The organism is Yersinia massiliensis, from assembly GCF_003048255.1.
Lineage (GTDB): Bacteria > Pseudomonadota > Gammaproteobacteria > Enterobacterales > Enterobacteriaceae > Yersinia > Yersinia massiliensis_A.
This window is the reverse complement of record NZ_CP028487.1, coordinates 1325393-1350795: the sequence shown is the minus strand read 5'-3', so window position 1 is coordinate 1350795 and position 25403 is coordinate 1325393. Positions and strand designations below refer to the sequence as shown.

The window sequence follows — 25403 nt, the reverse complement described above, 5'->3', positions numbered from 1 at the left end:
GCGGCAAGCGAGAGAGTTCCGATGAGCTGACATCAGTCAGTGATTCGGGCGCACGAGTGCAGCCAACACCGCTGCAGTTTGAAAGATATGCCACAATAATTCCCCGAAAGATTTCGAGATGCAGCAAGGCGGCAAGCGAGAGAGTCCCGATGAGCTGACATCAGTCAGTGATTCGGGCGCACGAGTGCAGCCAACACCGCTGCAGTTTGAAAGATATGCCACAATAATTCCCCGAAAGATTTCGAGATGCAGCAAGGCGGCAAGCGAGAGAGTCCCGATGAGCTGACATCAGTCAGTGATTCGGGCGTACGAGCGCAGCCAACACCGCTGCAGTTTGAAAGAGGCACCGCGATTCCCCGAAAGATTTCGAGATGCAGCAAGGCGGCAAACGAGAGAGTCCCGATGAGCTGACATCAGTCAGTGATTCGGGCGCACGAGTGCAGCCAACACCGCTGCAGTTTGAAAGATAAAGGGGAATAAAAAAGGCAGAAACCGAAACGGCCCTGCCTTCTGCGAGCGATCACTCGCCCCTGGAGATGTATCGATAAAACAACAAAAAGAAATTAACTCTTACTGCCGGTTTATTCGCTTATGCCTTACGCAGCATAGCATCGATAAACTCTTTCCACGTGCTTAACTCAAAATCAACCATAACATCCTCTCTAATTATCGCGACTCATTATACGCTTGTTTTTTGAACAATCAAAATAGAAAGATGCGCCACCATTCTCCGAAAGATTTCGAGATGCAGCAAGGCGGCCAGCGAGAAAGTCCCGATGAGCTGACATGAGTCAGTGATTCGGGCGCATGAGAACAGCCAACACCGCTGCAGTTTGAAAGATGAAGGGGAATAAAAAAGGCCTGCTTGGTTCAATAGCAGGCCTGACGCTAAAGTATCAGCTCAAATCAGATCTATCCCTTGGGGAAAATCCACAGATGCTCTGCCGGCAAAGAGAGCGAACACAGTTCTTCACGGCGTACCTGTGCACCATAGGCTCGAATGACAAAATCATCGGCTGCGGTGCGGAACAGATACTCCCAACGATCGCCCAGATACATGCTGGTCAGCAACGGTAAATTAAGCTGATTACCCTGCGGATCATCAGCCAGATTGACGCGCTCAACCCGAATCACCGCTGTCCCTTCTTGACCCGCCACCACACCTTCACCCGCCCTTCCCCACAACACCCAATCTTTTCCTTCGATTCGCGCTTTTCCTTCGCTGACTTGGGTGACTTTGCCGTGTAAGCGGTTGTTGCTGCCCATAAATTCTGCTGTAAACAGTGTTGATGGTGAACCGTACATCTCCTGTGGCGTCCCCTGCTGCTCAATTTTTCCGTTATTCAGCAGCAAAATACGGTCAGAGATTGCCATCGCCTCATTTTGATCGTGGGTGACCATTAGCGCTGACAGGCCGAGTTTGATGATCAACTCACGCAGGAATACTCGAGCCTCCTCGCGCAATTTGGCGTCCAGATTCGATAACGGCTCATCTAACAGAATGACCGGCGGGTTGTAGACCAGCGCACGACCAATGGCCACACGTTGCTGCTGCCCACCCGAAAGCTGATGGGGATGACGATGGCCCAAAGCCCCTAGCCCAAGCTGATCAAGTACCGCTTGTACTCGCTGGGTGATTTCTGCCGCTGGCGTTTTACGCAATTTCAGCGGATAAGCAATGTTCTCAAACACCGTTTTATGCGGCCATAATGCATACGACTGAAACACCAATCCCAGATTGCGCTCTTCGGCTGGAATTTCACGATTCATTTTGCCGTCATAAACCGTGTTTTCACCAATGATGATATTGCCCTGACTCGGTTTTTCTAAACCCGCTACCGCACGCAGCAAGGTGGTTTTTCCACTCCCTGACGGCCCCAGCAACGAGACGACTTCACCACGCTTTAATTGCATCGATACCCCTTTTAATACTGGGTTATCGCCATAGGTGAGATGCAGGTTATCAACTGATAATTCAATCATTTAGTTTTACTCCAAAGCGCAATGCAATACCCAACCCCAATACCACCAGCAGGATATTGATAAAGGAGAGCGCGGCAACGATATCAATCGCCCCTGCCGCCCACAGTGAAACCAGCATCGACCCAATGGTTTCCGTACCCGGCGCGAGCAGATAAACCCCAGTGGAATATTCACGCTCAAAAATCAGGAACATCAGCAGCCATGAACCAATCAGGCCATAGCGAGCTAATGGGATAGTGACATGACGGGTGACCTGACCGCGGCTGGCACCATTGCTACGCGCGGCCTCTTCCAATTCTGGCCCTACTTGCAATAGGGTTGAGGAAATCAACCGCAAACCATAAGCCATCCACACCACGGTATACGCCAGCCAGACACTGAAAATGGTACTGCGTAAGGACCGCAACCATACCACCAGATTCCCCCGCAACCATTCCGACATCGGTAACCCCGATAACCAGCCTTCTTTTAAGGAGTTATCTAGCCACATCGGTAGGAATAAGAAGACCCACAGGAAAGCTAACCCCGCTAACAGACCCGGCACCGCACGTGGCACCAGCACGCTGTAATCGAGAAAACGTGTCACGCCATCCGGTTTACGGTGCATCGCAATGCCAATAAACAGATAGCAAATGACGGCTAAAGCCCCACCGAACACCCCAATCGCCATTGAGTTAACGATCGCCCGCAGCAAGTTAGGTTGCTGCCAGATGGTGCGGAACGTGTCGAGCGACAGTTCATCCCACAGCGATACCCCCATGCCCCAGTTAGAGACAAAGGCACGAAGTACCACCCCCAGTAATGGCACGCCAATGGTGACCGTCAGCCAGAATGCCACGACAGCACCGGCTATCCAGCGCCATTTCCCCAGCGGTAAAAGCCGTGCTTGAGACGCTTTACCTTTCACCGTGACAAAACGGTTGGCCGTGCGCATCAGGACTCGCTGTAACATCACTAGCGGAATAGTAATGCAGATGAGTACCACCGCGACGGCAGCCATCAGATGGTAAGAAGGCGTGCCCAGCTTGTTGGTCAATTGGTAGAGATAGGTCGCCAAAACCAAGTTCCCTTCAGGATCACCCAATACCAACATCAGCCCGAACACTTCCAACCCGAGGAAAAATAGCAATACGGTGATATACAAAATCGAAGGGCGCACCATCGGCAAACTCACTGCGGTCATCACCTGTAAAGGCGTGGCTCCCGCCGTACGCGCCGCTTCTTCTACATCAGACCCGACGCTGCGCAATGCCGATGAGATATAGAGATAGGCGTGAGGAACGTGGGTCAAACCCGCAATCACCACGATGCTCGACATCGCATAAATATTCCAAGGCACAAACCCTATCAGCGATTCCGCCCATAAAGAGAAGAAACCGACTGGCCCTGCCGCCACGACATAACCAAACCCCAATACCATTGGCGAAACAAAGATAGGCACTAAAATCAGCGGTTCAATGATACGGCGGCCGGGTAGGTCAGTCCTGACCATCAAAAAGGCCAGAATGCCGCCTAATGGGATCGCGATGACCACTAGCCCGAAGGCCAGAATGAATCCACTTTTTAGCGCTTTATAAAAATCGGGATCAGCAAAGATGAAGCGGAAGGCCTCAAAGCTGAATACCTTGGAAGGCGAGAAAAAGGGGGCAGAGAGAAAACTTTGAATCACAATAAATGACAGTGGTACGTAGATAACCAGTGTTGTTATCAGCACGACCAAGCCGCGCGGCAAGCTTTGCCACTTTCTGCGCAATGCTCTCATAATGAGTCCCGTTGGTTAAAAGTCCATGATAAAACCAGTGAAATCAAGGTACGTAGCGACAAGGATACGTACCCAGGGGATGCCTATTTTGCGGCGGCAGTGCGCCACTGTTTGATGTAATCGAGACGTTTAGCCTGCTCCATATACTCCAAGAGGCTTTCATCAACGGCGATAGGTTTAAGTGCAGTTCCTAGCTTCTTGGTCATACCATCAATATCGTTGCTGCCTTCGATATCATTGCGTATGGAGGGAATGTCTGACTGGTTAGCCAAAATGTTTTGGCCTGCTTCTGATAGTACATAGTTAACCCACAACTTAGCAGCATTGTTGTTGGTCGCATTTTTACTGATAAAAGTCACGCGCGACAGCACCAAGGTGTAGTCTTCAGGATAGGAGATCCCCAGCGACGGATCGGTTTTAGCGCGGGTTTCCGCATAAGAACCGAGGATATTAAACCCAATCAAATTCTCACCGGATGACACCCTTTCCATCATCGTCCCAGTTGAAGATTGCACGGTTAATCCCCCCTTTGCGATATCTGCCAGCGTTGCAAAGTAATGAGGATCAGCTTTGAAATCTTGTACGGATAGCATGAAACCTAAACCTGATTTTTCAATATCATAGGTAGTGACTTTCTTTTTGAATTTATCGGGTTGGCTTGCGATAAGTTTAGCCAATGCACCATGGGTAGTGGGCACATCTGCTGCGGGAATCAAACGTTTGTTGTAGATAAAGACCACGGGTTCGTAGGTGGTACCGTAGGCACTGTTTTTCCAGACAGCCCAAGCTGGTAATTGCCCTTGCTCTGGAGAAAGGTACTCTTGCGCATAGTCCGTTGCCAGCTTCAGCGCCGTATCCATCGAGGAACTCCACACCACGTCACCACTGAGGCTACCGGATGCCTGCTCACTGATATAGCGGTTGTACAACTCAGTACTGTTCATGTCGTTGTATTCGACTTTAATCCCTGGGTAGGCGGTTTCGAATCCTTTAATCAAAGGCGCAGCAGCTTTAATATCGGTGGAGGCATAGACCACGACTTTGCCTTCTTTTTTCGCGCCATCAATAACGTTTTGGTAATCCGTGGGGTAATAGGTGGGGAGTTGAGCAAAGGCGGGAATAGTCGCCAATGCGGTGGTCGCTATCATCAGTGCTTTCACTTTCCATAACATAACGTTAACTCCAATGTTCATTTATGCAACGAAAAATAAACATATAGTTAATATGTATGGCTAAGCAATGAAGTTAATTCTTTGTCTTCGTATTTTGTGACGACACGCATTCGTCGCACGAGGATAATCTTAGGTAGCAGCATAAAATGCTGGCTTATTCGTTATGACAGTCGTATTGATGAATGGATCGATTGCACTTCACTTGCCAGCGACACATTTCCGGAGTAGCGTGCTCTTTAACGGAGGATTTAGGCGAAAGAACGGATTCCATTAACTCCTTGCTTGTTAGTAACGTTAATTGCTTGTTAATAACGATAATTGCTTATTGTTCAAATTACAGCGTGAAACTATGAAACACTCCATTGATTCGTTAAAAGAACTGGGCCGCTATGAAGACGCGGTGACAATGGCGCAGAATTTGCTGCGCAGCTCACCTGATAACGCCAGTTTGATGTATAAAATCGCCTCCCTTTATGACATTCAAGGGTTAGAATTACAGGCGATTCCCTTCTATCGTGCAGCCATTGACCACCATCTGGCAGGAAAAGAGTTACAGGAAGCTTATTTGGGGCTGGGGAGTACTTATCGTGCGCTGGGGTTATATCAGGAATCGTTAGAGACATTTGATCGTGCGTTGGCAATCTTTCCACAAGCGAAAGAGCTAACCTTGTTTCGTGCCATGACGCTGTATAATTTGGGGGAAACCAAAGAGGCAGTAGCGGCGTTGCTAATTTTGTTAGCTGAGACCTCCAATCATCAGGATATTAGCCTTTATCAAAAAGCCATCCACCAATATGCCGCTGATCTTGATCGTATTGGCTAAAACCTTAGGTTATCGCTGGCGAGTGGGGTGCTGTAGCACCATCACATCCCTGCCCGGATGGCTGCGTCAGTAAAGAATAATACACATTGTTTGAACTTGAGCATATTGAGGAATACAAGGTGACTTATGACTTAATTGACTTTCAAATAGAGCTCAATCAAATTTTTAGTCTGGTATTTTTTGTGTATATTCTGCTTATGCACTGAAACTGTTTTATCGCTAATAAATAATCTTTTTGATATGTCTTTGTTTGAAAGACCTGAAAGCATGAGTTCGAAAATATCATTCTCTCTCTTTGTCAGTCTATTTTCTTGTGACTCATCTATTTTGTTGTTTTTTTTCATAAACAACTTGTGATTAAATACGAAATTATAAACAGATCTCTCAATATAATCTTGCGATTCTGATTTGTTCATTATAAATGACGGCGACCCGGCCATTAAGTCAATATAATCACTAGACAGCGGGTTATCTTTAGTAAAGATAAACACTTCCCTTCTTTTTATTTTGCTAAATTTGACAAATCTAAACTTATCCAATTTAGACAAGCCATCCATATCAGCAATTATAACTTCACCTTTGCCGCCCTCCAAATCACCCTCTAATTCTTTTAAACAATGAAATACTTTTATTTCTAAATGATGCCCATTTTCATGAGAAAAACGCTCAATTAATTGCTTAAGGTAAAACCTAACCAAACCATGCTGACTAAATATAGTTACATTCTTCATTTTGACATCCTATTTATTTTTCTGGCTATTTAAAAAAACAAGAATACATTTTAAAATTAATATTTTAATTTTTAAGGAGAAGTAAATGATCACTTAAAGTCACTAGAGCTTATTTTAACCTCCTAAGACATTTCTTGATTTAAATTATATGACATAATAATTGTGATGGATATCATGTTATTTTCATAGGGATGCAAAAAACACATACCAAAAAATAACTGATTAAAATCAATATGATATTATTTTTATTTTCATTTAAATAACAAATATAGCGGGGCTTTTATATGAAAAACCCCACTAAGAAATGGCTTACATGTCGCTAAACTTCGCGATCTTGTTCTCTGAGTAATAAAGAGAAGGAATGGCGCAACTCATCAATGAGGGCTGAAGCAACGGGTGTTAGCTTTTTCGTTCTAGAGTAGACTAAGCTGTAGGTACCGTCAGGAAATTGTTCTTTGATGGGAATGATAGATATGCGGTCTTTGAATTGCGGTATGAGAAGCATAGTTCGAGGAGCAATAAATAAATAGTCCTCATTTGATACCAATTGTTCAGCAATAGAAGGAGAATCACCGAAAATGATAGAACCGTGCCCTTCCCCTTTATTTTGATAAATTATTTCCTCTATATCGTTATAATACCCTGTACTGGCAGTAGGTAGGTACCATTTGGCATTTTTTAACTCACTCAATGAGGTACAATGCGAAAGTGGGTGCCCTTTCCGAGCAACAACAGAGAATTTAATCGTTGCTAAATGCTCTTCAATAAAGTCATTCAATGAAATATCTGGCGAAACGACCCCCATGTAAAAATCAAGCCGATTAAGACGCAATGAGTCAATTTTCTCTGAAAGTTGTCCCTCTGAAACAGTAATGCGAGTTTCACTATAACGCTCTTGAAATTTTTTGATCACGCCAGGGACAATACTATAAGCGGGAAGGTGAGAACATCCAAAGGTAATAGTCCCATGTGAGGAGTGTTCAATTTGTTGTAATTCATCCATAGCCCGTTCTAACTCATTTAGCATGGAATTCAATCTAGGTTCAAATATTCTGCCTAACTCAGTTAATATCACACCATTGGTTCCTCTTGCGAGCAGAGAAACACCGAGGATCCTTTCAAGCTCTTGAATGCTACGCGTCATCGTCGATTGTGTCTGAAACAGAGCCTGAGAGGCAGCACTGATACTCCCATACTGTATAACTGCCCTGAGATTTCTCAGTTGATTTATTTTAGGTAATTCTTTCATTATTTTCTCCGCACACGATAAACAATTACTGCGTTCGCTATTTCATTTTAAGCACTCTAACCCTACGCCCGATGATTAGTTCATATTTGGGATCAAAGTCGTAGCAACTTGCGTTATCATCGAAGTATCTAACCAACTTAGACTCTTGGCGATCTAAATCATCGCCAAAAAGTTATTGTTCTGAACTAACACATATAGGTAACATTTTTTCATGTTTGATGATGCTCAAAAAAGTTTGCTTAAGCTATATGGCATAAAAAACTGTGACACCATAAAAAAGGCCCGCCGCTGGCTCGATGAACAAGGTATTGCCTATCATTTCCACGATTATCGCGTGGATGGGTTGAGTGACGAACGCCTGCAAGGCTTTATCGATACATTGGGATGGGAAGCGTTGCTGAATACGCGCGGCACCACTTGGCGCAAACTGCCAGACACCCAGCGGGCTGGAATAACCGATGCCCAAACGGCAAAAATGCTGATGTTAGAACATCCGGCTATCATCAAACGCCCACTGCTAGCAGCACCTAATGGCAATATGCTGCTGGGCTTTAACATAGAAAACTATCAATCCTTTATCCAAAACCAAACCGCTATTGAGGTGCAATAACATGATCTGTCCGGTAATCGAACTGGCTCAACAATTAATTAAGCGCCCGTCGCTCAGCCCGAATGATGCGGGTTGCCAGGAGATTATGATTAAGCGTCTAGAAGCGATTGGCTTTACCGTTGAGCCAATGAATTTTGGCGATACCCTTAATTTCTGGGCATGGCGTGGCGAAGGTGAGACGCTGGCGTTTGCAGGCCATACCGATGTCGTCCCTACTGGTGATGAAAGCCATTGGAGCAGCCCACCTTTTGAGCCGACCATTCGTGATGGCATGCTCTATGGCCGTGGCGCGGCCGATATGAAAGGTTCGTTGGCTGCGATGGTCGTCGCCGCTGAACGCTTTGTGGCCGCACATCCGGAACATAAAGGTCGATTGGCCTTTATGATTACCTCTGATGAAGAGGCGAAAGCGATTAACGGCACAGTGAAAGTGGTTAACGCGCTGATGGCACGCAATGAACGGCTGGATTACTGCTTAGTCGGCGAACCTTCAAGCACCGATAAAGTCGGTGATGTGGTCAAAAATGGCCGCCGAGGTTCAATTACCGCAAATTTACGTATCCATGGCATTCAGGGGCATGTCGCTTACCCGCATTTGGCGGACAATCCAGTGCACCGCGCGATGCCCGCGCTTAATGAGTTGGTTGCCACGCAATGGGATGAAGGTAATGAATTCTTCCCTGCCACCAGCATGCAGATTGCGAACTTACATGCCGGTACTGGCAGTAATAATGTGATCCCCGGTGAGCTCTATGTGCAGTTTAACTTCCGTTTCAGTACCGAACTGACCGATAGCATGATTCGGCAGCGCGTCGAAGCCCTGTTGACGCGCCACCAACTTAAATACACGTTGGAATGGGTGCTTTCCGGTCAACCTTTCCTTACCTCGCGAGGCGCGTTGGTCGATGCGGTGATCAATGCTGTCGAACATTATGCTGAAATAACACCACAACTGTTAACCACCGGCGGCACCTCGGATGGCCGCTTCATCGCCTTGATGGGCGCGCAAGTGGTGGAGTTGGGGCCGGTCAATGCCACAATCCATAAAGTGAATGAGTGTGTTCATGCGGCTGATTTACAACTGCTGAGCCGAATGTATCAGCGAATCATGGAGCAACTTATCGCATGACAGTTAAACCACTCGCACCAGAAATGTTGACGGGCCGTTCAACGGCACATTTAGTGGTGTTAAGCGGTCATCACCGTATGCAGCCTGAAGCCGTTGACGCCTTTCAGGCCATGCAACGGGCAGCGAAAACCGCAGGTTTTGATTTACAACCTGCCAGCACTTTTCGTGATTTTGACCGCCAGTTGGCTATCTGGAATGGTAAATTTCGCGGTGAGCGGCCTGTCTTAGATAACGCGAGCCAGCCGATAGATATCACCGCGCTTGACGATGGGGCCCGTTGTGAGGCGATTTTGCGCTGGTCAGCGCTACCAGGGGCAAGCCGCCATCATTGGGGTAGCGATCTGGATATTTACGATCCCTCACTTTTGCCAGCAGAGACTAAACTTCAGTTAGAGCCATGGGAATACGAAGCGGGCGGGTATTTTTATCCGCTGAGCCAATGGTTGACTGCGCATATGGCCGAATTTGGTTTTTACCGGCCTTTTCGCGAGGATAATGGCGGTGTCGCGGCAGAGCCGTGGCACTTGAGTTATCGCCCATTGGCCGCGCAAGCTGAACATTTACTGACGCCCGACATCCTGCTCCGTGCATGGCAGTCACAGGATGTGGCAGGTAGCGAGTGGCTGGCAAGCCATTTACCGCTGATTTTTTCGCGATTTATTACTGCGTCCACAACAACGGAAGGGCACTAATCATGCATTGGTTAGCAGATTATTGGTGGATAATCCTCATTATATTGGTGGGGATGGTCTTAAACGGCATCAAAGAGTTGCGCCGTCTCGATCATAAGCGTTTTTTGAGCAATAAACCGGAGATCCCGCCCCACCGCGATAATAATGCGCAATGGGACGATGACGATGATTGGCCGGATAAAAACAAGAAAAAGTAAGTGAATACGATGTCTGGTCACGCGAAGGGGCAGCTTCCCTTCGCCACACTGGCTTAGCTTAACGCGATATCCTGCCGCAAATGCGCGATTGCACGTTCCAACATCGGTTGATTGATACCGTGCCCCATGTCAGGAATAGCATCTAATGTCACATGATTTCCCAATGCCGTTAAGCTCTCTGCCGCCGCGCTAGCGTGTTCAACACGAATCACCCCGTCCTGTTCACCATGAATCAAATGGAATACCACATCCGCTATCGGGTGGGATGGCAAAGTCGCAAAGCGCCCACTGAAGGCAATAATCTGCCCCGCCAGTTGCGGTTGAGCCTTCATGCCTTCCAGCGACATGATAGTCCCCTGGGAAAACCCCACCAGTGTGGTCTGCTGCGCACTAAGGCCACTTTGTTGCTGCCATTGGCGTACCGTAGCAATAAATTCTGGCATCACGGTATCAATCCGCCCTTGGCGGCCTTCCTCGGTAATACCTTGCACGGAAAACCACTGCCGACCGTTCCCCATCCCACTGGCAAATGGCCCGTCGATACTGACCACCAGCGCCTTAGGGAACGCCTGCGCAAAATGGCTACCGACCGGTTCCATCCCTGCCGCACTGTCAGCAACCCCATGAAACAGTAAAATCAAATGTTCTGGATTTTCAGGTTGCTGCACGACGATAGATTTCTGACTCATTTGATGGCCTTTTGCATTAAGTGACGATAGCCATACTATACGGCTGCTAATAGCAGTAGGGATATTGGGTTTTCTTGATGAAGTTAGTGGGAATTATTGAAGGTGATAATGTGATCTGCTCGAGTTGTTTGACGAGTCGCATCAACCCCCGCCATTCCTTCTGCTGCTTCCTGCCGCCAACGCGCGACCAATGCCTTACGTCCAGCAAGGCCGAGTGACCTGACTATCTCCGCTATAGAGACACCTTGCTGCAAGTATTGCCGTAAAGCTGGAAGGGGTAATTCAGTCTGCGATAACAAACGCTGCAAGGCAGGTAAACTGGCCTCTAATGGGCGAAATGCAAAGGCAAAACCGGCTAGCTCACGCCAATCATCCTCATTTAACGTGAAGTCAGGCCGCTCAGGCAGGGGTAACGATGGCGGCGTATCGATCTCAATCCATTGCTGCAACCAATACCAATCTCGCGCCAATTGCCGCTGTGCGCCATCACAAAGATGCTGACCCGCCTCACTCAACGGTAAGATGGCCATGGCAGCATAACAACCACTACTGGCTTCTTGATGACTGCCAATACGTGCCAATTGAAAGCCGCAGGTCTGCCAAAAATGCGCTAACACCTCGGTATAGCCGAAACTGACAGACAGAAAATCCAGCCGTTCTGCTTGCGCACGTGTTTGTTCTGCGGCAATCATCTGTCGAGCAATGCCCTGTCGCCGCCATGATGGGGCAATCGCGACTCGGCTAACACGCCTTGATAGCAGAGTCGGTGCATACCATTGCCCACTGTGAGCGGCCAAGGATTGCGCCACTAAACTGCCTTTAGGCCGCCGTTTACCCGCCCAAACATCTTGGGCTAACGCTTCACTTAAGCCGCCCTCGTCAACCCACCATGATGCGCCGACCACGGAATCCTCGGCTTTCGCCGCCGAAAAATGCATCCCAGGCGCATCCATCAACCGTCGCAGATCAAGGGGAGTGGTGCGGTAATGTGCGCTGGAAAGTAAGCCATAGAAATGCCGCAGTAAGGCAGGATTCGCTAACCAATCATCTTGCTCACAGGCCATGATATCGACCGAGGCAAAGGAGGGGGTGATGGATGCTACTTGCTCATCAAACAGTAAGGCGGCATCCACAATACGCTCAAGGGGATCGTTGCTCGCCCAACGGATAGGATCCGTTAACGTCAGATGATGCCAATCCGTGAGCGTGGCACAAAACTTCAGTAAAAAGCCTCGCCCAGTGCCTTCATAGCCTTGTACCGTGGTGGTTAGCAGCGCTCGCGGGAAGTAAGCCAGCAACGAGGATAATAGTGCTGTGGGGATGGCGGCAGCTTCATCGATCAACAACCAGTCAACCTCACTGACATCGTGCTGTCGGCAGTAATCGAGCAAGGCATCTGGCGCCCAAAATCGCGCCCGTTCCCCTGCGCGTGCATTCAGTGCTTGAGTCGCGGCCTTACCCGGCCCAGTGACCCAACAACTGCCTTGCCACTGCGCGACTAACATGCCCGCAAGGGTTGATTTACCACGGCCACGCGCGGCGGTCAGTACCCATGTCCCCTTCTCGGCTCGCATCAAACGCTGAAGAATATTATGCTGCTCGAAGGTCGCCGTGCCATCTGGCCGTTGCCAGTTAGGACGTGAGTCCATCATTGGTACAGGCTGCGGCTTGTCCTGTTGCCACACCACGACATCAGTATCGGCTAAGAGATGGCGCTGTAAGTGGCGAATAAAGTTTGGCGTGGTGATAGGTTCGCTTTGCTCACTCCATCGTAAGCTATCGGTATCGGGTATATTCGGCCAGTGTTCCCACTCTGGCACTAACAGCACCAGCCAACTCCCAGCCTGCAATGTCCCCGCTAGCACCGCCAGCGCCTCCGTATTCAAGCCACCAGTCGCATCAAATACGCCGTGCAACCGCTCCTGCCCCAATAAGGTTTTTGCCGCAGTAGGATGAATGCCTTGGGTATCAGCGGGAAAATCTTCACCCATCCACACCCAGTCACCCGTCAATTGTTGACGCAGATTAATGGCCTGTTGGCGCGACCAATCCGCATGACCACTTAGCACGAGCAAGCGGCGAATCCCTTGCTGCGCCATCAAGGGTTGGCTGGCAACAATCCCGTTATGCACGCTAGGATTTACCAATAACCAACGAGAGCAATCCGGCGGCGATTAATGGCCCTACCGGCACGCCTCTGAACAACGCCCCCCCCAACACGGTCCCGACCAATAACCCAGCCACTACCGAAGGTTGGTGTGTCATCAGTGAAACACCGCGCCCACCGAGCCATGAGACGGCGACACCAACCACAATGGCCAATATCGACTTCCATTGAACAAAGGAGTGAAGTACCTCGCTAGCGCTAATTTTCCCGCTGGCGATAGGGGTCATCACCCCGATGGTCAAAATCAGAATGCCGATGGTTAAGCCATATTTTTCTATCCACGGGAAGAACTGATTCAGAGGAGTGATGCGAATGGCGAGTAAGGTCAAAATGGCAAGTGTCACGGTCATGTTGTGGCTGATAATGCCAAGCGCAGCTAACGCTAAGAGGATCAATAAAGTTGGATCGAGAGCGGCCATGGTTAATTCTGCCTTGCATGAAATGCCGGTCACGACAGTACCGGCAGAAGAAAGTGGCCTTATGATAATCGCTGGTGGCGTGAGGTTCTAGCGCTATTAACGGCTGGCGAAGGTGTTACAGCTATTAGGATCACCGCTGTCGAAACCTCGTTTAAACCAAGTATACCGTTGCTGTGATGTGCCGTGAGTAAAGCTATCGGGCACCACGCGCCCTTGGCTTTGTTGCTGTAGCCTATCATCGCCGATGGCTTGTGCCGCATTGAGGGCTTCTTGTAAGTCACCCACTTCAAGCACTTGCTGTTCATCCATCGCTTTGCCCCAGACCCCAGCGAAGCAGTCAGCTTGCAATTCCATTTTGACCGATAAGCGATTAGCTTCCGCTTGAGTTGCCCCCTGCTGCTGCTGGCGCACTTTGGTATCGATGCCCATTAAGTGCTGCACATGATGCCCAACTTCATGAGCAATGACATAGGCCTGAGCAAAGTCGCCCCCCGCACCCAGCTTATTTTTCATCTCTTCATAGAACGATAAATCGATATAAACCGTGCTGTCTGCTGGGCAATAAAATGGCCCCATGACTGACTGCCCCGTACCACAGCCGGTACGAGTTGCGCCACGATACATCACCAGTTTGGGCTCTTGATAAGTGCGGCCCATCTTTTGGAAAATCGGCTTCCACGTGTCTTCCGTATCCGCCAAAACGACTGACGTAAACTTGGCGTATTGGTCATCTTTGGCGCTAATAGAGCTTGGCGCTCGTTGCTGTGTCTGGGTTTGTGACATCGGATCACCGCCATTCAACAGCGGTGTTAAATCGACCCCGTAATAGCCCGCAACCAGCACGACAATGAGGATAACCAACCCGCCCTTGCCGCCAATCGGTGGGCGAAACCCGCCACCACCCGATGAACTCCCCCGCCGGTCTTCCACATTGTCACTCTCACGACGATCTTGCCAACGCATAGCTTTACTCCCAGAGATATTTCTTACTCATTATCGTAGGAAATATATTGAGCCAATACCATTAATAAAAAAGAAACAGCTGGCTGCACTAGGGCAGATCACAAGCTATAAAGCAGTTTAAATCAGGAAAGGTTTTTTGTGCGGGATACAAAAAAATAGGGGGAGATAGAGGCTACCTCCCCTGAGAAGGGTTACGTCAGGTTAACGTAATCGATTGCGCAGTTAGTCTAATTTTACGCCGATACGGTGCGCAACTTCTTCGTAGGCTTCAATCAAGCCACCCAGACTTTGGCGGTAACGGTCTTTATCCATCTTGTTCAGGGTCTTCTTATCCCACAAACGGCTGCCATCAGGTGAGAACTCATCACCCAATACCACTTCACCGTTAAACAGGCCGAATTCCAGCTTGAAATCCACCAAGATTAAGCCCGCATCGTCAAACAACTTGCTCAACACATCGTTAGCCAAATAGCTCAGTTCTTTCATCCGCGCTAATTGTGCTTCCGTTGCCCAACCAAACGTTTTGCAGTAAGACTCGTTAACCATCGGGTCGTGCATGGCATCGTTTTTCAAAAACAGATCAAACAGCGGTGGATTCAGCTCTAAGCCTTCTTCGATACCCAAACGTTTTACCAACGAACCCGCAGAGCGGTTACGGATAACGCATTCAACTGGGATCATTTCCAGTTTTTTGACCAACACTTCGGTATCAGACAACAAACGTTCCATTTGAGTAGGAATGCCGGCTGCTTCCAATTTAGCCATAATGAAATGGTTAAATTTGTTATTCACCATGCCTTTACGATCGAATTGCTCAATGCGCTGACCATCCAGTGCTGACGTATCATTACGGAACTCCAGTACCAATAGGTCAGGATTTTCGGTGGTGTAGACGGTCTTCGCCTTCCCACGATACAACTCAGCTAGCTTTTGCATCTTATGACTCCAGTGATGTGCGAAAGAATAAAGGGGCCGAAGCCCCTTTGATGTTATTTGGTACTGCTGACACCTGTCTGGCTAAACGCCGCCTGGAACACCGCAACTAGCGCATCATTCTGCGACTGAGTTAAGGTTTGCCCTTTCGGACCGATGAATTGCAGGCTACTGCGGTTATCTAGGTCACCGACTTGCAGCTTGTAATCACCTTCTGGCAATTCAGGGTCTTTGGCCCCCAACGCATCCCAGCTACTGCTGCTCATGGATTTGTTGGTGACGTTAATGGAACCTTGCGGACGGCTGCGATCGGTCACTTTCATGCCGACTTTCTCAAGCGCGGCCGGCAGACGTTCCCACAGTACAGCGTAAGGTGCGCGGACAATCAATTGCGGTAAGCCAGTATCATCACTGCCGCTTTGAACATCGAGCGTACCCACTTTGCGGGAAGCTTGACTGCTTTCGCTGTCTGAACGGACCTTATCCAAACCTTCGATAATAGCGTTCAACATAGCGCCGTTATAACGCTGGATTTCGGTATAGCTGGTCACTGGGTTGCCACCTTGCTGCAATGCAAGGGATTTCACCACCAACGCGAGCTGATAACCTTGCTCCTGCACGCTTATCTGGTAACGGCCTTCAAATTGCACGTCTTCATCGGCACGATTCCATTTAACCCAGTCAGTGGTCAGCGTTTGGCTGGCATCTTGACGGCTGGCTATCGTCCAGTTCTTATCTTGAAGAACGCGAGTAACTTGCGCCCACAGATTACGGTTTTGCGGGCTATTTTCTAACAATAGCTTGCTGGTATCGTTGGCATTTTCAGCACGAGAGCCGCTTAACAATGCCAGAGGTTGTACCGGTGGACGAATGTCCAACTGCTTGCCCACTGCGCCTTGAGAGTTGACGGAACGGACATCAAATTCGCCATTTTGGATCGGCAAAATCATGCCTGCCGGTGAGTTAAGCGGTTTCAGCCCTGGCGCTTCCAAATAAGACTCGTCACCGCTAACTTGGCGTTTGTAGCGTTGGTCAGTGGTGCAGCCTGCCAGCAGCATTGCCAGCGAAACACCCACTACCGTTACCACCGTCGACTTTTGCAATGTTATTGCCATCAAATTTCCCTAAGAGTTACAGCAAACCTGCGCTTTTCAACGCGTCTTCCACAATCCGTTTGGACGGATCAGTCAGTGGGGTCATCGGCAAACGCAATGTATCATTCGCCATTAATCCCAGTTTCTTTGCGGCCCATTTCACCGGAATTGGGTTTGCTTCTACAAATAAATGCTGATGCAACGGCATCAAGCGCTGATTCAAACGGCGTGCTTGCGCAAAGTTACCTTGTGCAGCCAATGCACAAAGTTCAGCCATTTCACGGGCAGCGATGTTCGCCGTGACCGAAATAACCCCTTTGCCACCCAGTTGCATAAAGTCCAACCCGCTCGCATCGTCACCACTGAGCAGGATGAAATCTTCATCGTCAACCAGCACTTGGATCTGACTAACACGACTTAAGTTCCCTGTTGCCTCTTTAACAGCAACAATATTTTTAATCTTGGCTAAGCGAGCAATGGTTGGCGGTAACATATCGCAACCGGTACGCGAAGGAACATTATAGAGAATTTGTGGCAAATCGGTACTTTCAGCAATCGCTTTAAAATGCTGATATAAGCCTTCTTGCATCGGCCGGTTATAATAAGGCGTTACCGTTAAGCAGCCTACAACACCGGTGTCGTTGAACCGTTGCGTAAGAGAGATGGCTTCAGAGGTGGCATTGGCGCCAGTGCCAGCAATGATGGGAATACGGCCATCAGCCAGTTCAAGGGTCTGCATGACCACATCGACGTGTTCGTCATGGTTCAGCGTGGCAGACTCACCCGTGGTGCCCACGGACACAATTGCCGCTGTCCCGCTGGCGACATGATAATCAATCAGTTTCTTAAGGCTCGCACGATCGACAGCACCTTTGTCGTCCATCGGCGTTACCAGTGCAACTATGCTGCCTGTAAACATCGGACTTCCCGTAAACATTGCCCACCCCCTCCTTAAACAAGTTACTCATGGTACTTTTGACCTCTATCCAAAAGCAAGCAAACAACTGTGTTGTAAGCGCTTGGCAGCAGGTTTTTTTTGTGTTTACCATGGTAACCCCAAAGAGCATGACAGGAAGAGCGATTTTGCCGCAGCTTGATGAACATTATCTGGTCATTACCGCACTGGGTGCTGACCGCCCTGGAATCGTGAATACCATCACCCGCCATGTCAGTAGCTGCGGTTGTAATATCGAAGATAGCCGGCTGGCCATGTTCGGTGAAGAGTTCACATTTATTATGCTGCTTTCAGGCAGTTGGAATGCCATTACGCTGTTGGAATCGACTTTGCCGCAAAAAGGCGCAGAGCTTGATTTACTCATTGTGATGAAACGGACCAACGCCCAAGACCAGAAAGCGATGCCAGATACGGTATGGGTAAAAGTTGAAGTGAATGACTCCCCACACATTATTGAACGCTTTACCAACCTGTTCCATTGCCACAATATGAATATTGCGGAGTTGGTTTCGAAAACTCAGCCGGCTGAAGGCAATACACCTCCTCGGCTGCATATCCAGATGAGTGCACACAGTCCTGCTAGCCAAAACAGTTCAACAATTGAACAGGCTTTTTATCAGCTATGTACAGAACTCAATGCACAAGGCAGTATTAGCGTTGTGAACTATCCACAGCATGACTCAAGAATGGAGAGTTAGTAATGAGCCCATTGAAAGCCGGTGATACAGCGCCAAAATTTAGTTTGCCTGACCAAGACGGTGAGCAAATTAGTTTGGCCGACTTCCAGGGACAACGTGTCTTGGTCTACTTTTATCCTAAAGCCATGACACCAGGCTGTACTGTTCAGGCCTGTGGTCTGCGGGACAATATGGATGAATTGAAACAAGCGGGTGTCGAAGTGCTGGGCATTAGCACCGATAAACCTGAAAAACTGTCACGTTTTGCCGAGAAAGAACTGCTAAATTTCACTCTGTTATCTGATGAAGATCATCAGTTGGCAGAGCAGTTTGGCGTTTGGGGCGAAAAAAGTTTTATGGGTAAAACCTATGATGGTATCCACCGCATCAGCTTCTTAATTGATGCTGACGGTAAAGTGGAGCATGTCTTTGATAATTTCAAAACGACCAACCACCACGATATCGTGCTGGACTATGTGCGCCAAAGCGCCTGAGTTATTTTGACTTTGCGATGATCCATCATGAGCAAAAAAGAGCGCCTAGGCGCTCTTTTTTATGGGCTTAATACTTAAGTTTCAATGCTGCAAAACCCAATATCGCGTTAAGTGAGTTAATCCGCTTCAAGCACCAGCTCTTCCGGCCACGCATGGATAACGGCTTTGACTAAAGTCGCTAATGGGATAGCAAAGAACACGCCCCAAAAGCCCCATAACCCGCCAAACACAATCACTGACAGAATAATCACCAATGGATGCAGGTTAACGGCTTCAGAGAACAATACCGGCACCAATAGGTTGCCATCTAACCCCTGCACCACGAGATAGGCGACAAAAAGTGTCCAAAAGTCCGCACCTAGCCCCCATTGGAATAACGCGACCAACACCACCGGAATGGTCACGATCACTGCGCCAATATATGGGATCAGTACTGAGAAGCCGACTAACACTGCCAATAACAGCGCGTAATTCATGCCCATAACAAAGAACACTAAATACGTGGCAACGCCAACAACAACCATTTCGACAACTTTGCCACGAATGTAATTAGTGATCTGCTGGTTCATTTCCAACCAGACTTGCCCAGCAAGGCCACGATTGCGCGGCAAAACACGGCGTACAGCATTGAGCATCTGCTCTTTGTCTTTGAGCAGGAAAAACAGCATCAGCGGCACCAAAATCAAATAGATTGCCAGCGTCAGTAAGCCAATGAGTGAAGCCACCGAGAATTTAACCACCGACTCCCCCATACCCGACATTTTGGTACGCAGGTTTTCTGCCATCATATCGACAATCCCGGCATCGACCAGTGCGGGGTAGCGAGATGGCAAAGTTTGGGCGAATGCATTGAATTTGTTCAGCATTTTCGGCATGTCTGAAATGAGATTATTGCCCTGTTGCCACACTGTCGGTGCTACAACAAACACCGCTAATAACGTGATGCCGCCAAAAACGACGAGGACAAGGGTGGCGGCCCAGAGACGAGAGCACCCTAAACGCTGTAACCGCGCGGTTGGCCATTCGAGTAGATACGCCAAGACGATAGCCGCCAACAGTGGGGCCAAAATACCGCTGAAAAAGTAGAGAATGACGAACCCAGCCAACAGAATAACCAGTAATGCGATCACCTGCGGGTCGGTAAAGCGCCGACGATACCATTGTAACAACAGCTCTAGCATCCGAAATTGCTCCTTAAGTACCATTAGGGATCAGCCATTTGGCGAATCCCTTTAACCGCCTCCGCGAACCAGAGGCACAACCCGAAGGTAAAATTGATGTATCGGCACATCCATAGCGCCACTGCATTGGCATCCATTAAGCTATAACTATTTCTTTATAATCGCAGGCTGGCTAAGATAGATACGTGCCTCAGCAATGGATGCTGAAGTTAGCTTTCGACAGATTTGATGCTATTTTTGTGATCTAACTCGCTTTCGTGATGATTGTACTGGAGAGCAGAGCAAGGAAGAAGAACTCTTACACATCTCGGGGTCTAATTGTCATTACATTAGCAGGGGCAGCTTCAGTTATGACGTATCGGTTTACTCAAGCAAGTCGGTTTACTCAACATCGTCAGTTGATCAAAACAGGCCGTTTCAATCCCGCTGGCCGGTTAAGTAAAACCGTGATCGCAACATTGCTCAGCAGTTTGTTGCTCACCAGTACGATACCGGCCAAGGCTGAGACGCAAGATCTGTTGCCTGACATTGGCACGTCAGCTGGGGCCACGTTGAGCATTGATCAGGAACTGGCGATGGGTGATTTTTATCTCCGCCAAATTCGCGCCAGTACCCCACTGATTTATGATCCATTACTGACGCAATATATTAACGCGTTGGGTAATCGGCTGGTTGCCAATGCCAATTCAGTGCGCACCCCGTTCCATTTTTATCTGGTCAATAACAACCAACTTAACGCCTACGCCTTCTTTGGCGGAAACGTGGTGCTCCACTCCGTGCTATTCCGGTATACCGATAACGAAAGCGAACTCGCATCGGTACTCGCCCATGAGATATCGCATGTCACTCAGCGCCATCTGGCGCGAGCAATGGAAGAGCAAAAGCGTTTGGCTCCCCTAACATGGGCTGGGGTATTAGGCTCAATTCTGTTGACGATGGCGAGCCCACAAGCGGGTATGGCAGGGTTGACGGGAACGTTAGCCGGCGCTCAGCAAGGGGTTATCAGCTTTACTCAGAGTAATGAGCAAGAGGCAGACCGGATTGGCATTCAAGTGCTGCAACGCTCAGGTTTCGATCCGCAAGCCATGCCTAATTTTTTGCAAAAATTATCCGATCAGGCGCGATATACATCAAAACCACCCGAAATGTTGCTAACGCACCCCTTACCCGATAGCCGTTTGTCTGATGCCCGTAACCGTGCCAATCAGATGAAGCCGCACCCTATCGCTTCATCGCAAGATTATCTATTCGCCAAAGTTCGTATTTTAGGTATGTACGGTTCAATGGAGAATAGTTTAACGCCCGACCTGCTTGAAACCTTAAGTAAAGGCACGGTGCGCGAACAATTAGCCGCGAAATACGGCCAAGCGATTTTGCTGTATCAGGCCAAAAAATACGACGAAGCCCGCAATCAATTGCAACCATTGCTGACCCAGCAACCGAGCAATATTTGGTTCCTCGATCTGATGACGGATATCGATTTAGGGCAAAACAAAGCACCCGCCGCGATTGCCCGTTTGCAAGCTGCCATTGCAAAGCAAAATGATGAACCGGTACTGCAATTGAATCTGGCTAACGCCTATGTTCAAGGCGGTCAGCCTGCCGAGGCTATCAAGATCCTGCGCCGGTATACCTTCAGTAACCCTAATGATCCCAATGGTTGGGATTTATTAGCGCAAGCGGCGGCGGCATTGGGCCTACGCGATCAAGAACTGGCAGCGCGAGCGGAAAGCTTGGCATTAAACGGTAAACTGACGCAGGCAATCGGTCTGCTGAGCGATGCTAGCGCACGAATGAAATTGGGGAGCCTTGAACAGGCACGTTATGACGCTCGCATCGACCAATTACGTCAGTTAAATGAGCGCTTCCGTAAATACCAGAAATCCTGATGAGCTAAGGTTTGTTTGCTGACTTATCGGCAGCCATGGTCAGCTCAAGACATGAGTGTAAAGACAGTTGCAAGGAAAGTTACGATGAAAGAAGTCACGTTTTACCATAACCCTCGTTGTTCCAAAAGCCGTGAAACACTGGCACTCGTTGAACAACAAGGCATCAAGCCACATGTCGTGCTGTATTTAGAGACCCCACCGTCAGTAGCGGCGTTAAAAACGTTGTTACAGCAGTTGGGTTTTACTGATGCTCGCCAATTAATGCGCACCAAAGAAGAGTTGTATAAAACACTAAACTTGGCAGATGCCGCACTGACACAAGATCAGTTACTGCAAGCCATGAGTGACAATCCTAAGCTGATCGAGCGCCCTATCGTGGTATCTCACGGCAAAGCGCGCATTGGCCGCCCGCCTGAGAGTGTGCTTGAGATTTTGCAGTAACGTGGTCAAAACGAAGTCAATAATCCCCCTACCACCTTGGCGGAGTGGGGGTTATAGCCCGAGGATCTCTTTCACAAAAGGGATCGTCAGCTTACGTTGGGCGGTAATAGAGGCACGATCAAGCTGATCCAGCGTCATAAACAGTGTGCGCATTTCTCTATCCAGCCGTTTGAGCAAAAAACGACCCACATCTTCCGGCAACTCGAACCCGCGCAATTTGGCGCGCAGTTGTAAAGCCTGCAGTTTTTCATCATCAGAGAGCGGCTGCAATTTGTAGATCTGCCCCCAATCGAGGCGAGAGGCCAAATCCGGTAGACCAAGATTAAGCTGGCGTGGCGGGCGATCACCTGTAATCAACAAACGAGTACGACCGGTTTCTACAATGCGGTTATAGAGATTAAACATCGCCATTTCCCACTGCTCATCACCCGCAATACACTCGATATTATCAATGCAGACCAGCGCGAGTTGCTCCATGCCATCGAGCACTTCTGGGACAAAATAGGCACGTTTATCCAGCGGAACATAACCGACAGCTTCGCCTTTTTGCGATAATTCCGCGCAAGCTGCATGTAATAGATGGCTACGGCCCCCGCCTTCGCGTGACCAGAAATAGATATAACTGCCGTGAGATTGATGAACAGCGGATTGGATAGCCGCTAATAGCGACGGGTTCTCACCCGGATAAAAACTGGCAAAAGTTTCATCATCGGGAAGATAAAGTGGCAGTGAAAGCTGTGCCGGCGTATTCAGAAAAGCACCTCAACCAACAAAACGGGCGGGAAAACTGGGCAAGCTTACCACAAAAAGTAACAACAGCATAAAAACCTAATCTGAGGCAAAAAACTGGCCGAACCGGCACTGATGGGGCTCGCAATGATTGTCCATCAGCAACAACGGCTCGGCCAGCTATTACGTTCTATCGAGCCGATTCATCTTCCACGGCATCAAGAATTTCTTCTTCCGTGTGGAACAAGCTGATCACTTTGAACAGCAAACTCAAGCCGATACCGACGACAGTCGCCAGCGCCATACCTTTCAATTCAGTCGCACCAATGTTCACTTTCGCGCCACTGACGCCGATAATCAGGATAACGGAGGTTAAAATCAGGTTTTGTGCCTTGTTATAGTCCACTTTTGACTCAATCAACACACGAATACCTGATGCAGCGATCACGCCGTACAACAGCAGTGATACGCCGCCCATGACAGGCACCGGTACCGCCTGAATGGCCGCAGCAAGTTTACCGACGCAAGACAGCAGTATCGCCAATATCGCCGCACCACCGATCACCCAAGTACTGTAAACGCGGGTGATGGCCATCACACCGATATTTTCACCATAGGTGGTGTTAGGTGTCGAGCCAAAGAAACCCGAAATCACGGTAGAAATACCGTTGGCAAACATGGAGCGATGCAGGCCTGGGTCGCGAACCAAATCTTTCTTCACGATATTGGCGGTGACGACCAAATGCCCAATATGCTCAGCAATCACAACCAACGCAGCAGGCAAGATGGTCAAAATGGCGAACCATTCAAAACGCGGAGTATAAAACGTCGGTAATGCCAGCCAATGGGCATCACTAATCGGTTTTAAATCAACAACACCCATCACGAATGACAAGGCATAACCGACCAATACACCAATCAGAATCGGGATAATGGCGAAGAAGCCACGGAAGAGCACCGAACCTAAAATGGTCACACCCAAGGTGGTCATGGAAATGATGATGGTTGTGGAGTCTACCGTCACTCCTTGCGCAGGTAATAAGCCCGCCATACCCGCAGCAACACCCGCTAATTCAAGGCCGATAACGGCGACAATCGCCCCCATCGCCGCAGGCGGGAAGAGAACGTTCAGCCATCCCGTACCGGCTTTTTTAACGATCAATGCGACCAAGCAGAACAGCACGCCGCACATGATAAAGCCGCCTAATGCAACTTCATAACCTAAAGGTAATAGCAGTAAAACCGGTGAGATAAACGCAAAACTTGACCCTAAATAAGCTGGGATCTTGCCTTTACAGATGAAAAGATAAAGCAACGTCCCGATGCCGTTAAACAGCAGCACCGTGGCCGGGTTAATTTTAAACAGGATAGGAACTAAAACAGTGGCACCAAACATAGCAAACAAATGTTGAAAACTCAGGGGGATTGTTTGGAGCAGCGGTGGACGCTCGCTGACGCCAATGGTGCGACGGCTCATTCTTCTATCCTCTTCAGTGGTGTGGTTTATGCTAAAAGTTATTCAAAAAAAAGCCGACTATCGAGTCGGCTATCTAAAGGTTATTTCGTTCCAAAAATCTTATCACCGGCATCACCCAACCCTGGGATGATGTAACCGTGTTCGTTCAAGCCCTGATCGACGGAAGCAGTGTATACCTCAACATCTGGATGGGCGGCTTCTAATGCTTTTAGACCTTCTGGCGCCGCAACCAACACCAAGACTTTAATACTCTGGCAGCCTGCTTTTTTCAGCAGGTCAATGGTCGCAATCATCGAACCACCGGTTGCCAACATCGGGTCAACCACTAAAGCCATGCGCTCATTGATATTGGAAACTAATTTTTGGAAGTAAGGGACTGGCTTCAGTGTTTCTTCATCACGATAAACACCAACTACGCTGATACGGGCGCTCGGAACATTTTCCAACACCCCTTCCATCATGCCCAGACCGGCACGCAGGATAGGCACAACAGTGATTTTCTTACCTTTAATCTGTTCAACTTCAACCGGCCCGTTCCAACCTTCGATGGTCACTTTTTCAGTTTCCAAATCAGCGGTTGCCACGTAAGTCAGCAAACTCCCCACTTCAGACGCTAACTCGCGAAAACGCTTGGTACTCACATCATTCTCACGCATCAAACCAAGTTTATGTTTTACAAGTGGGTGTTTCACCTCAACGATCTTCATTATTTTTCTCCTGGTTAGGCGACTGGCGGCCAAAAAAATCGCGAGATTATACCGCCTTTTTTTTTGAACGCCACAATGAATAGCCTGATTCAGATCAATAGAAAATCAATATTATGTCAAGCGCGCTAAAAATCAGCCTGATGTCATAAGCTACTCGCAAACGTTTGCCTGCGCTGTTAGAATTGTCGCGTTTTCTTCCTATACCCAAAGTAATTGGAATGGCAAATAGGCTGCTAACGC

25 protein-coding genes are annotated in these 25403 nt (G+C 48.6%); 9 read left to right on the top strand and 16 right to left on the bottom strand.

Going from position 1 to position 25403, the window contains the following annotated elements; translation table 11 throughout:
* Positions 1-912: 912 nt before the first annotated feature.
* The 3 genes from DA391_RS06175 to DA391_RS06165 all read right to left on the bottom strand — a co-directional run bounded on the left by DA391_RS06175 (position 913) and on the right by DA391_RS06165 (position 4917).
* Positions 913-1983, bottom strand: coding sequence for an ABC transporter ATP-binding protein (locus tag DA391_RS06175; protein ID WP_050286280.1), 1071 nt, complete (start codon positions 1981-1983; stop codon positions 913-915).
* The gene (locus tag DA391_RS06170) at positions 1976-3745 is read right to left on the bottom strand and encodes an ABC transporter permease (protein WP_050081866.1); all 1770 of its coding nucleotides are present in this window, start codon (positions 3743-3745) and stop codon (positions 1976-1978) included. The genes DA391_RS06175 and DA391_RS06170 overlap by 8 nt, the downstream gene beginning before the upstream one ends.
* 83 nt (positions 3746-3828) lie before the next feature.
* On the bottom strand, positions 3829-4917 hold the full coding sequence (locus DA391_RS06165; protein ID WP_050081867.1) for an ABC transporter substrate-binding protein: 1089 nt from the start codon (positions 4915-4917) through the stop codon (positions 3829-3831).
* A gap of 349 nt (positions 4918-5266) precedes the next feature.
* Between DA391_RS06165 and DA391_RS06160 the strand changes: the two genes are divergently transcribed.
* Positions 5267-5740 carry a tetratricopeptide repeat protein gene (locus DA391_RS06160; protein ID WP_050286311.1) on the top strand — a complete coding sequence of 158 codons (474 nt, stop codon included), beginning with the start codon at positions 5267-5269 and terminating at the stop codon, positions 5738-5740.
* Positions 5741-5871: 131 nt separating this feature from the next.
* On the opposite strand, the gene DA391_RS06155 is transcribed toward DA391_RS06160, so the two are convergent.
* Positions 5872-6471: a response regulator transcription factor gene (locus DA391_RS06155; protein WP_108087458.1), complete on the bottom strand. Its 600-nt coding sequence runs from the start codon at positions 6469-6471 to the stop codon at positions 5872-5874.
* A 319-nt stretch (positions 6472-6790) separates the two neighbouring features.
* Positions 6791-7720 (bottom strand): LysR substrate-binding domain-containing protein, encoded by a 930-nt coding sequence (locus DA391_RS06150; RefSeq protein ID WP_050081871.1) that lies wholly within the window; start codon positions 7718-7720, stop codon positions 6791-6793.
* A 211-nt stretch (positions 7721-7931) separates the two neighbouring features.
* Between DA391_RS06150 and DA391_RS06145 the strand changes: the two genes are divergently transcribed.
* From DA391_RS06145 to DA391_RS06130, 4 genes are read left to right on the top strand one after another with little or no spacing between them, the layout of a single operon-like run.
* Positions 7932-8330: an ArsC family reductase gene (locus DA391_RS06145; protein WP_050286278.1), complete on the top strand. Its 399-nt coding sequence runs from the start codon at positions 7932-7934 to the stop codon at positions 8328-8330.
* A gap of 1 nt (position 8331) precedes the next feature.
* Positions 8332-9459 carry a succinyl-diaminopimelate desuccinylase gene (dapE, locus tag DA391_RS06140; protein ID WP_050286277.1) on the top strand — a complete coding sequence of 376 codons (1128 nt, stop codon included), beginning with the start codon at positions 8332-8334 and terminating at the stop codon, positions 9457-9459.
* Positions 9460-9482: 23 nt separating this feature from the next.
* Positions 9483-10151, top strand: a complete 669-nt coding sequence (locus DA391_RS06135) for a M15 family metallopeptidase (RefSeq protein WP_167398207.1) — start codon at positions 9483-9485, stop codon at positions 10149-10151.
* A 2-nt stretch (positions 10152-10153) separates the two neighbouring features.
* Positions 10154-10348: a YpfN family protein gene (locus tag DA391_RS06130; protein ID WP_019212090.1), complete on the top strand. Its 195-nt coding sequence runs from the start codon at positions 10154-10156 to the stop codon at positions 10346-10348.
* A 53-nt stretch (positions 10349-10401) separates the two neighbouring features.
* On the opposite strand, the gene ypfH is transcribed toward DA391_RS06130, so the two are convergent.
* The 7 genes from ypfH to dapA all read right to left on the bottom strand — a co-directional run bounded on the left by ypfH (position 10402) and on the right by dapA (position 17532).
* Entirely contained in the window at positions 10402-11037 is a 636-nt protein-coding gene (gene ypfH, locus DA391_RS06125; RefSeq protein WP_108087457.1) for an esterase, read from the bottom strand.
* Positions 11038-11120: 83 nt separating this feature from the next.
* Positions 11121-13169, bottom strand: a complete 2049-nt coding sequence (locus DA391_RS06120) for a tRNA(Met) cytidine acetyltransferase TmcA (RefSeq protein ID WP_276308731.1) — start codon at positions 13167-13169, stop codon at positions 11121-11123.
* A 1-nt stretch (position 13170) separates the two neighbouring features.
* Positions 13171-13623, bottom strand: a complete 453-nt coding sequence (locus DA391_RS06115) for a DUF441 domain-containing protein (protein ID WP_108087456.1) — start codon at positions 13621-13623, stop codon at positions 13171-13173.
* Positions 13624-13719: 96 nt separating this feature from the next.
* Complete coding sequence (gene ypfJ / locus DA391_RS06110) at positions 13720-14586, bottom strand: KPN_02809 family neutral zinc metallopeptidase (protein WP_108087455.1); 867 nt, start codon at positions 14584-14586, stop codon at positions 13720-13722.
* Positions 14587-14808: 222 nt separating this feature from the next.
* Complete coding sequence (gene purC / locus DA391_RS06105; protein WP_019212096.1) at positions 14809-15522, bottom strand: phosphoribosylaminoimidazolesuccinocarboxamide synthase; 714 nt, start codon at positions 15520-15522, stop codon at positions 14809-14811.
* A gap of 53 nt (positions 15523-15575) precedes the next feature.
* On the bottom strand, positions 15576-16634 hold the full coding sequence (gene bamC / locus DA391_RS06100) for an outer membrane protein assembly factor BamC (RefSeq protein ID WP_050081879.1): 1059 nt from the start codon (positions 16632-16634) through the stop codon (positions 15576-15578).
* Positions 16635-16650: 16 nt separating this feature from the next.
* Positions 16651-17532, bottom strand: a complete 882-nt coding sequence (gene dapA / locus DA391_RS06095; RefSeq protein WP_049607526.1) for a 4-hydroxy-tetrahydrodipicolinate synthase — start codon at positions 17530-17532, stop codon at positions 16651-16653.
* Positions 17533-17696: 164 nt separating this feature from the next.
* Between dapA and DA391_RS06090 the strand changes: the two genes are divergently transcribed.
* Positions 17697-18266 carry a glycine cleavage system transcriptional repressor gene (locus tag DA391_RS06090; RefSeq protein ID WP_019212099.1) on the top strand — a complete coding sequence of 190 codons (570 nt, stop codon included), beginning with the start codon at positions 17697-17699 and terminating at the stop codon, positions 18264-18266.
* A 2-nt stretch (positions 18267-18268) separates the two neighbouring features.
* Entirely contained in the window at positions 18269-18739 is a 471-nt protein-coding gene (gene bcp, locus DA391_RS06085) for a thioredoxin-dependent thiol peroxidase (protein WP_019212100.1), read from the top strand.
* 116 nt (positions 18740-18855) lie between these two features.
* Here the strand turns inward: bcp and DA391_RS06080 are convergent, their stop codons facing one another.
* Complete coding sequence (locus tag DA391_RS06080; protein ID WP_019212101.1) at positions 18856-19920, bottom strand: AI-2E family transporter; 1065 nt, start codon at positions 19918-19920, stop codon at positions 18856-18858.
* 350 nt (positions 19921-20270) lie between these two features.
* Here DA391_RS06080 and DA391_RS06075 point away from each other — a divergent pair, with 350 nt between their 5' ends.
* Together DA391_RS06075 and arsC are read left to right on the top strand one after the other, a co-directional pair.
* Entirely contained in the window at positions 20271-21809 is a 1539-nt protein-coding gene (locus DA391_RS06075) for a beta-barrel assembly-enhancing protease (protein WP_050081882.1), read from the top strand.
* Positions 21810-21893: 84 nt separating this feature from the next.
* On the top strand, positions 21894-22250 hold the full coding sequence (gene arsC / locus DA391_RS06070; protein WP_050081883.1) for an arsenate reductase (glutaredoxin): 357 nt from the start codon (positions 21894-21896) through the stop codon (positions 22248-22250).
* Between the two features lie 51 nt (positions 22251-22301).
* Here the strand turns inward: arsC and hda are convergent, their stop codons facing one another.
* The 3 genes from hda to upp form a co-directional block, all read right to left on the bottom strand.
* A complete protein-coding gene (hda, locus tag DA391_RS06065; RefSeq protein WP_042806855.1) occupies positions 22302-23003 on the bottom strand; it encodes a DnaA inactivator Hda in 702 nt (233 codons plus the stop codon).
* Between the two features lie 166 nt (positions 23004-23169).
* Positions 23170-24456, bottom strand: a complete 1287-nt coding sequence (gene uraA, locus DA391_RS06060) for a uracil permease (RefSeq protein WP_050081884.1) — start codon at positions 24454-24456, stop codon at positions 23170-23172.
* Between the two features lie 80 nt (positions 24457-24536).
* The gene (gene upp / locus DA391_RS06055; protein WP_019212106.1) at positions 24537-25163 is read right to left on the bottom strand and encodes a uracil phosphoribosyltransferase; all 627 of its coding nucleotides are present in this window, start codon (positions 25161-25163) and stop codon (positions 24537-24539) included.
* Between the last annotated feature and the right edge of the window lie 240 nt (positions 25164-25403).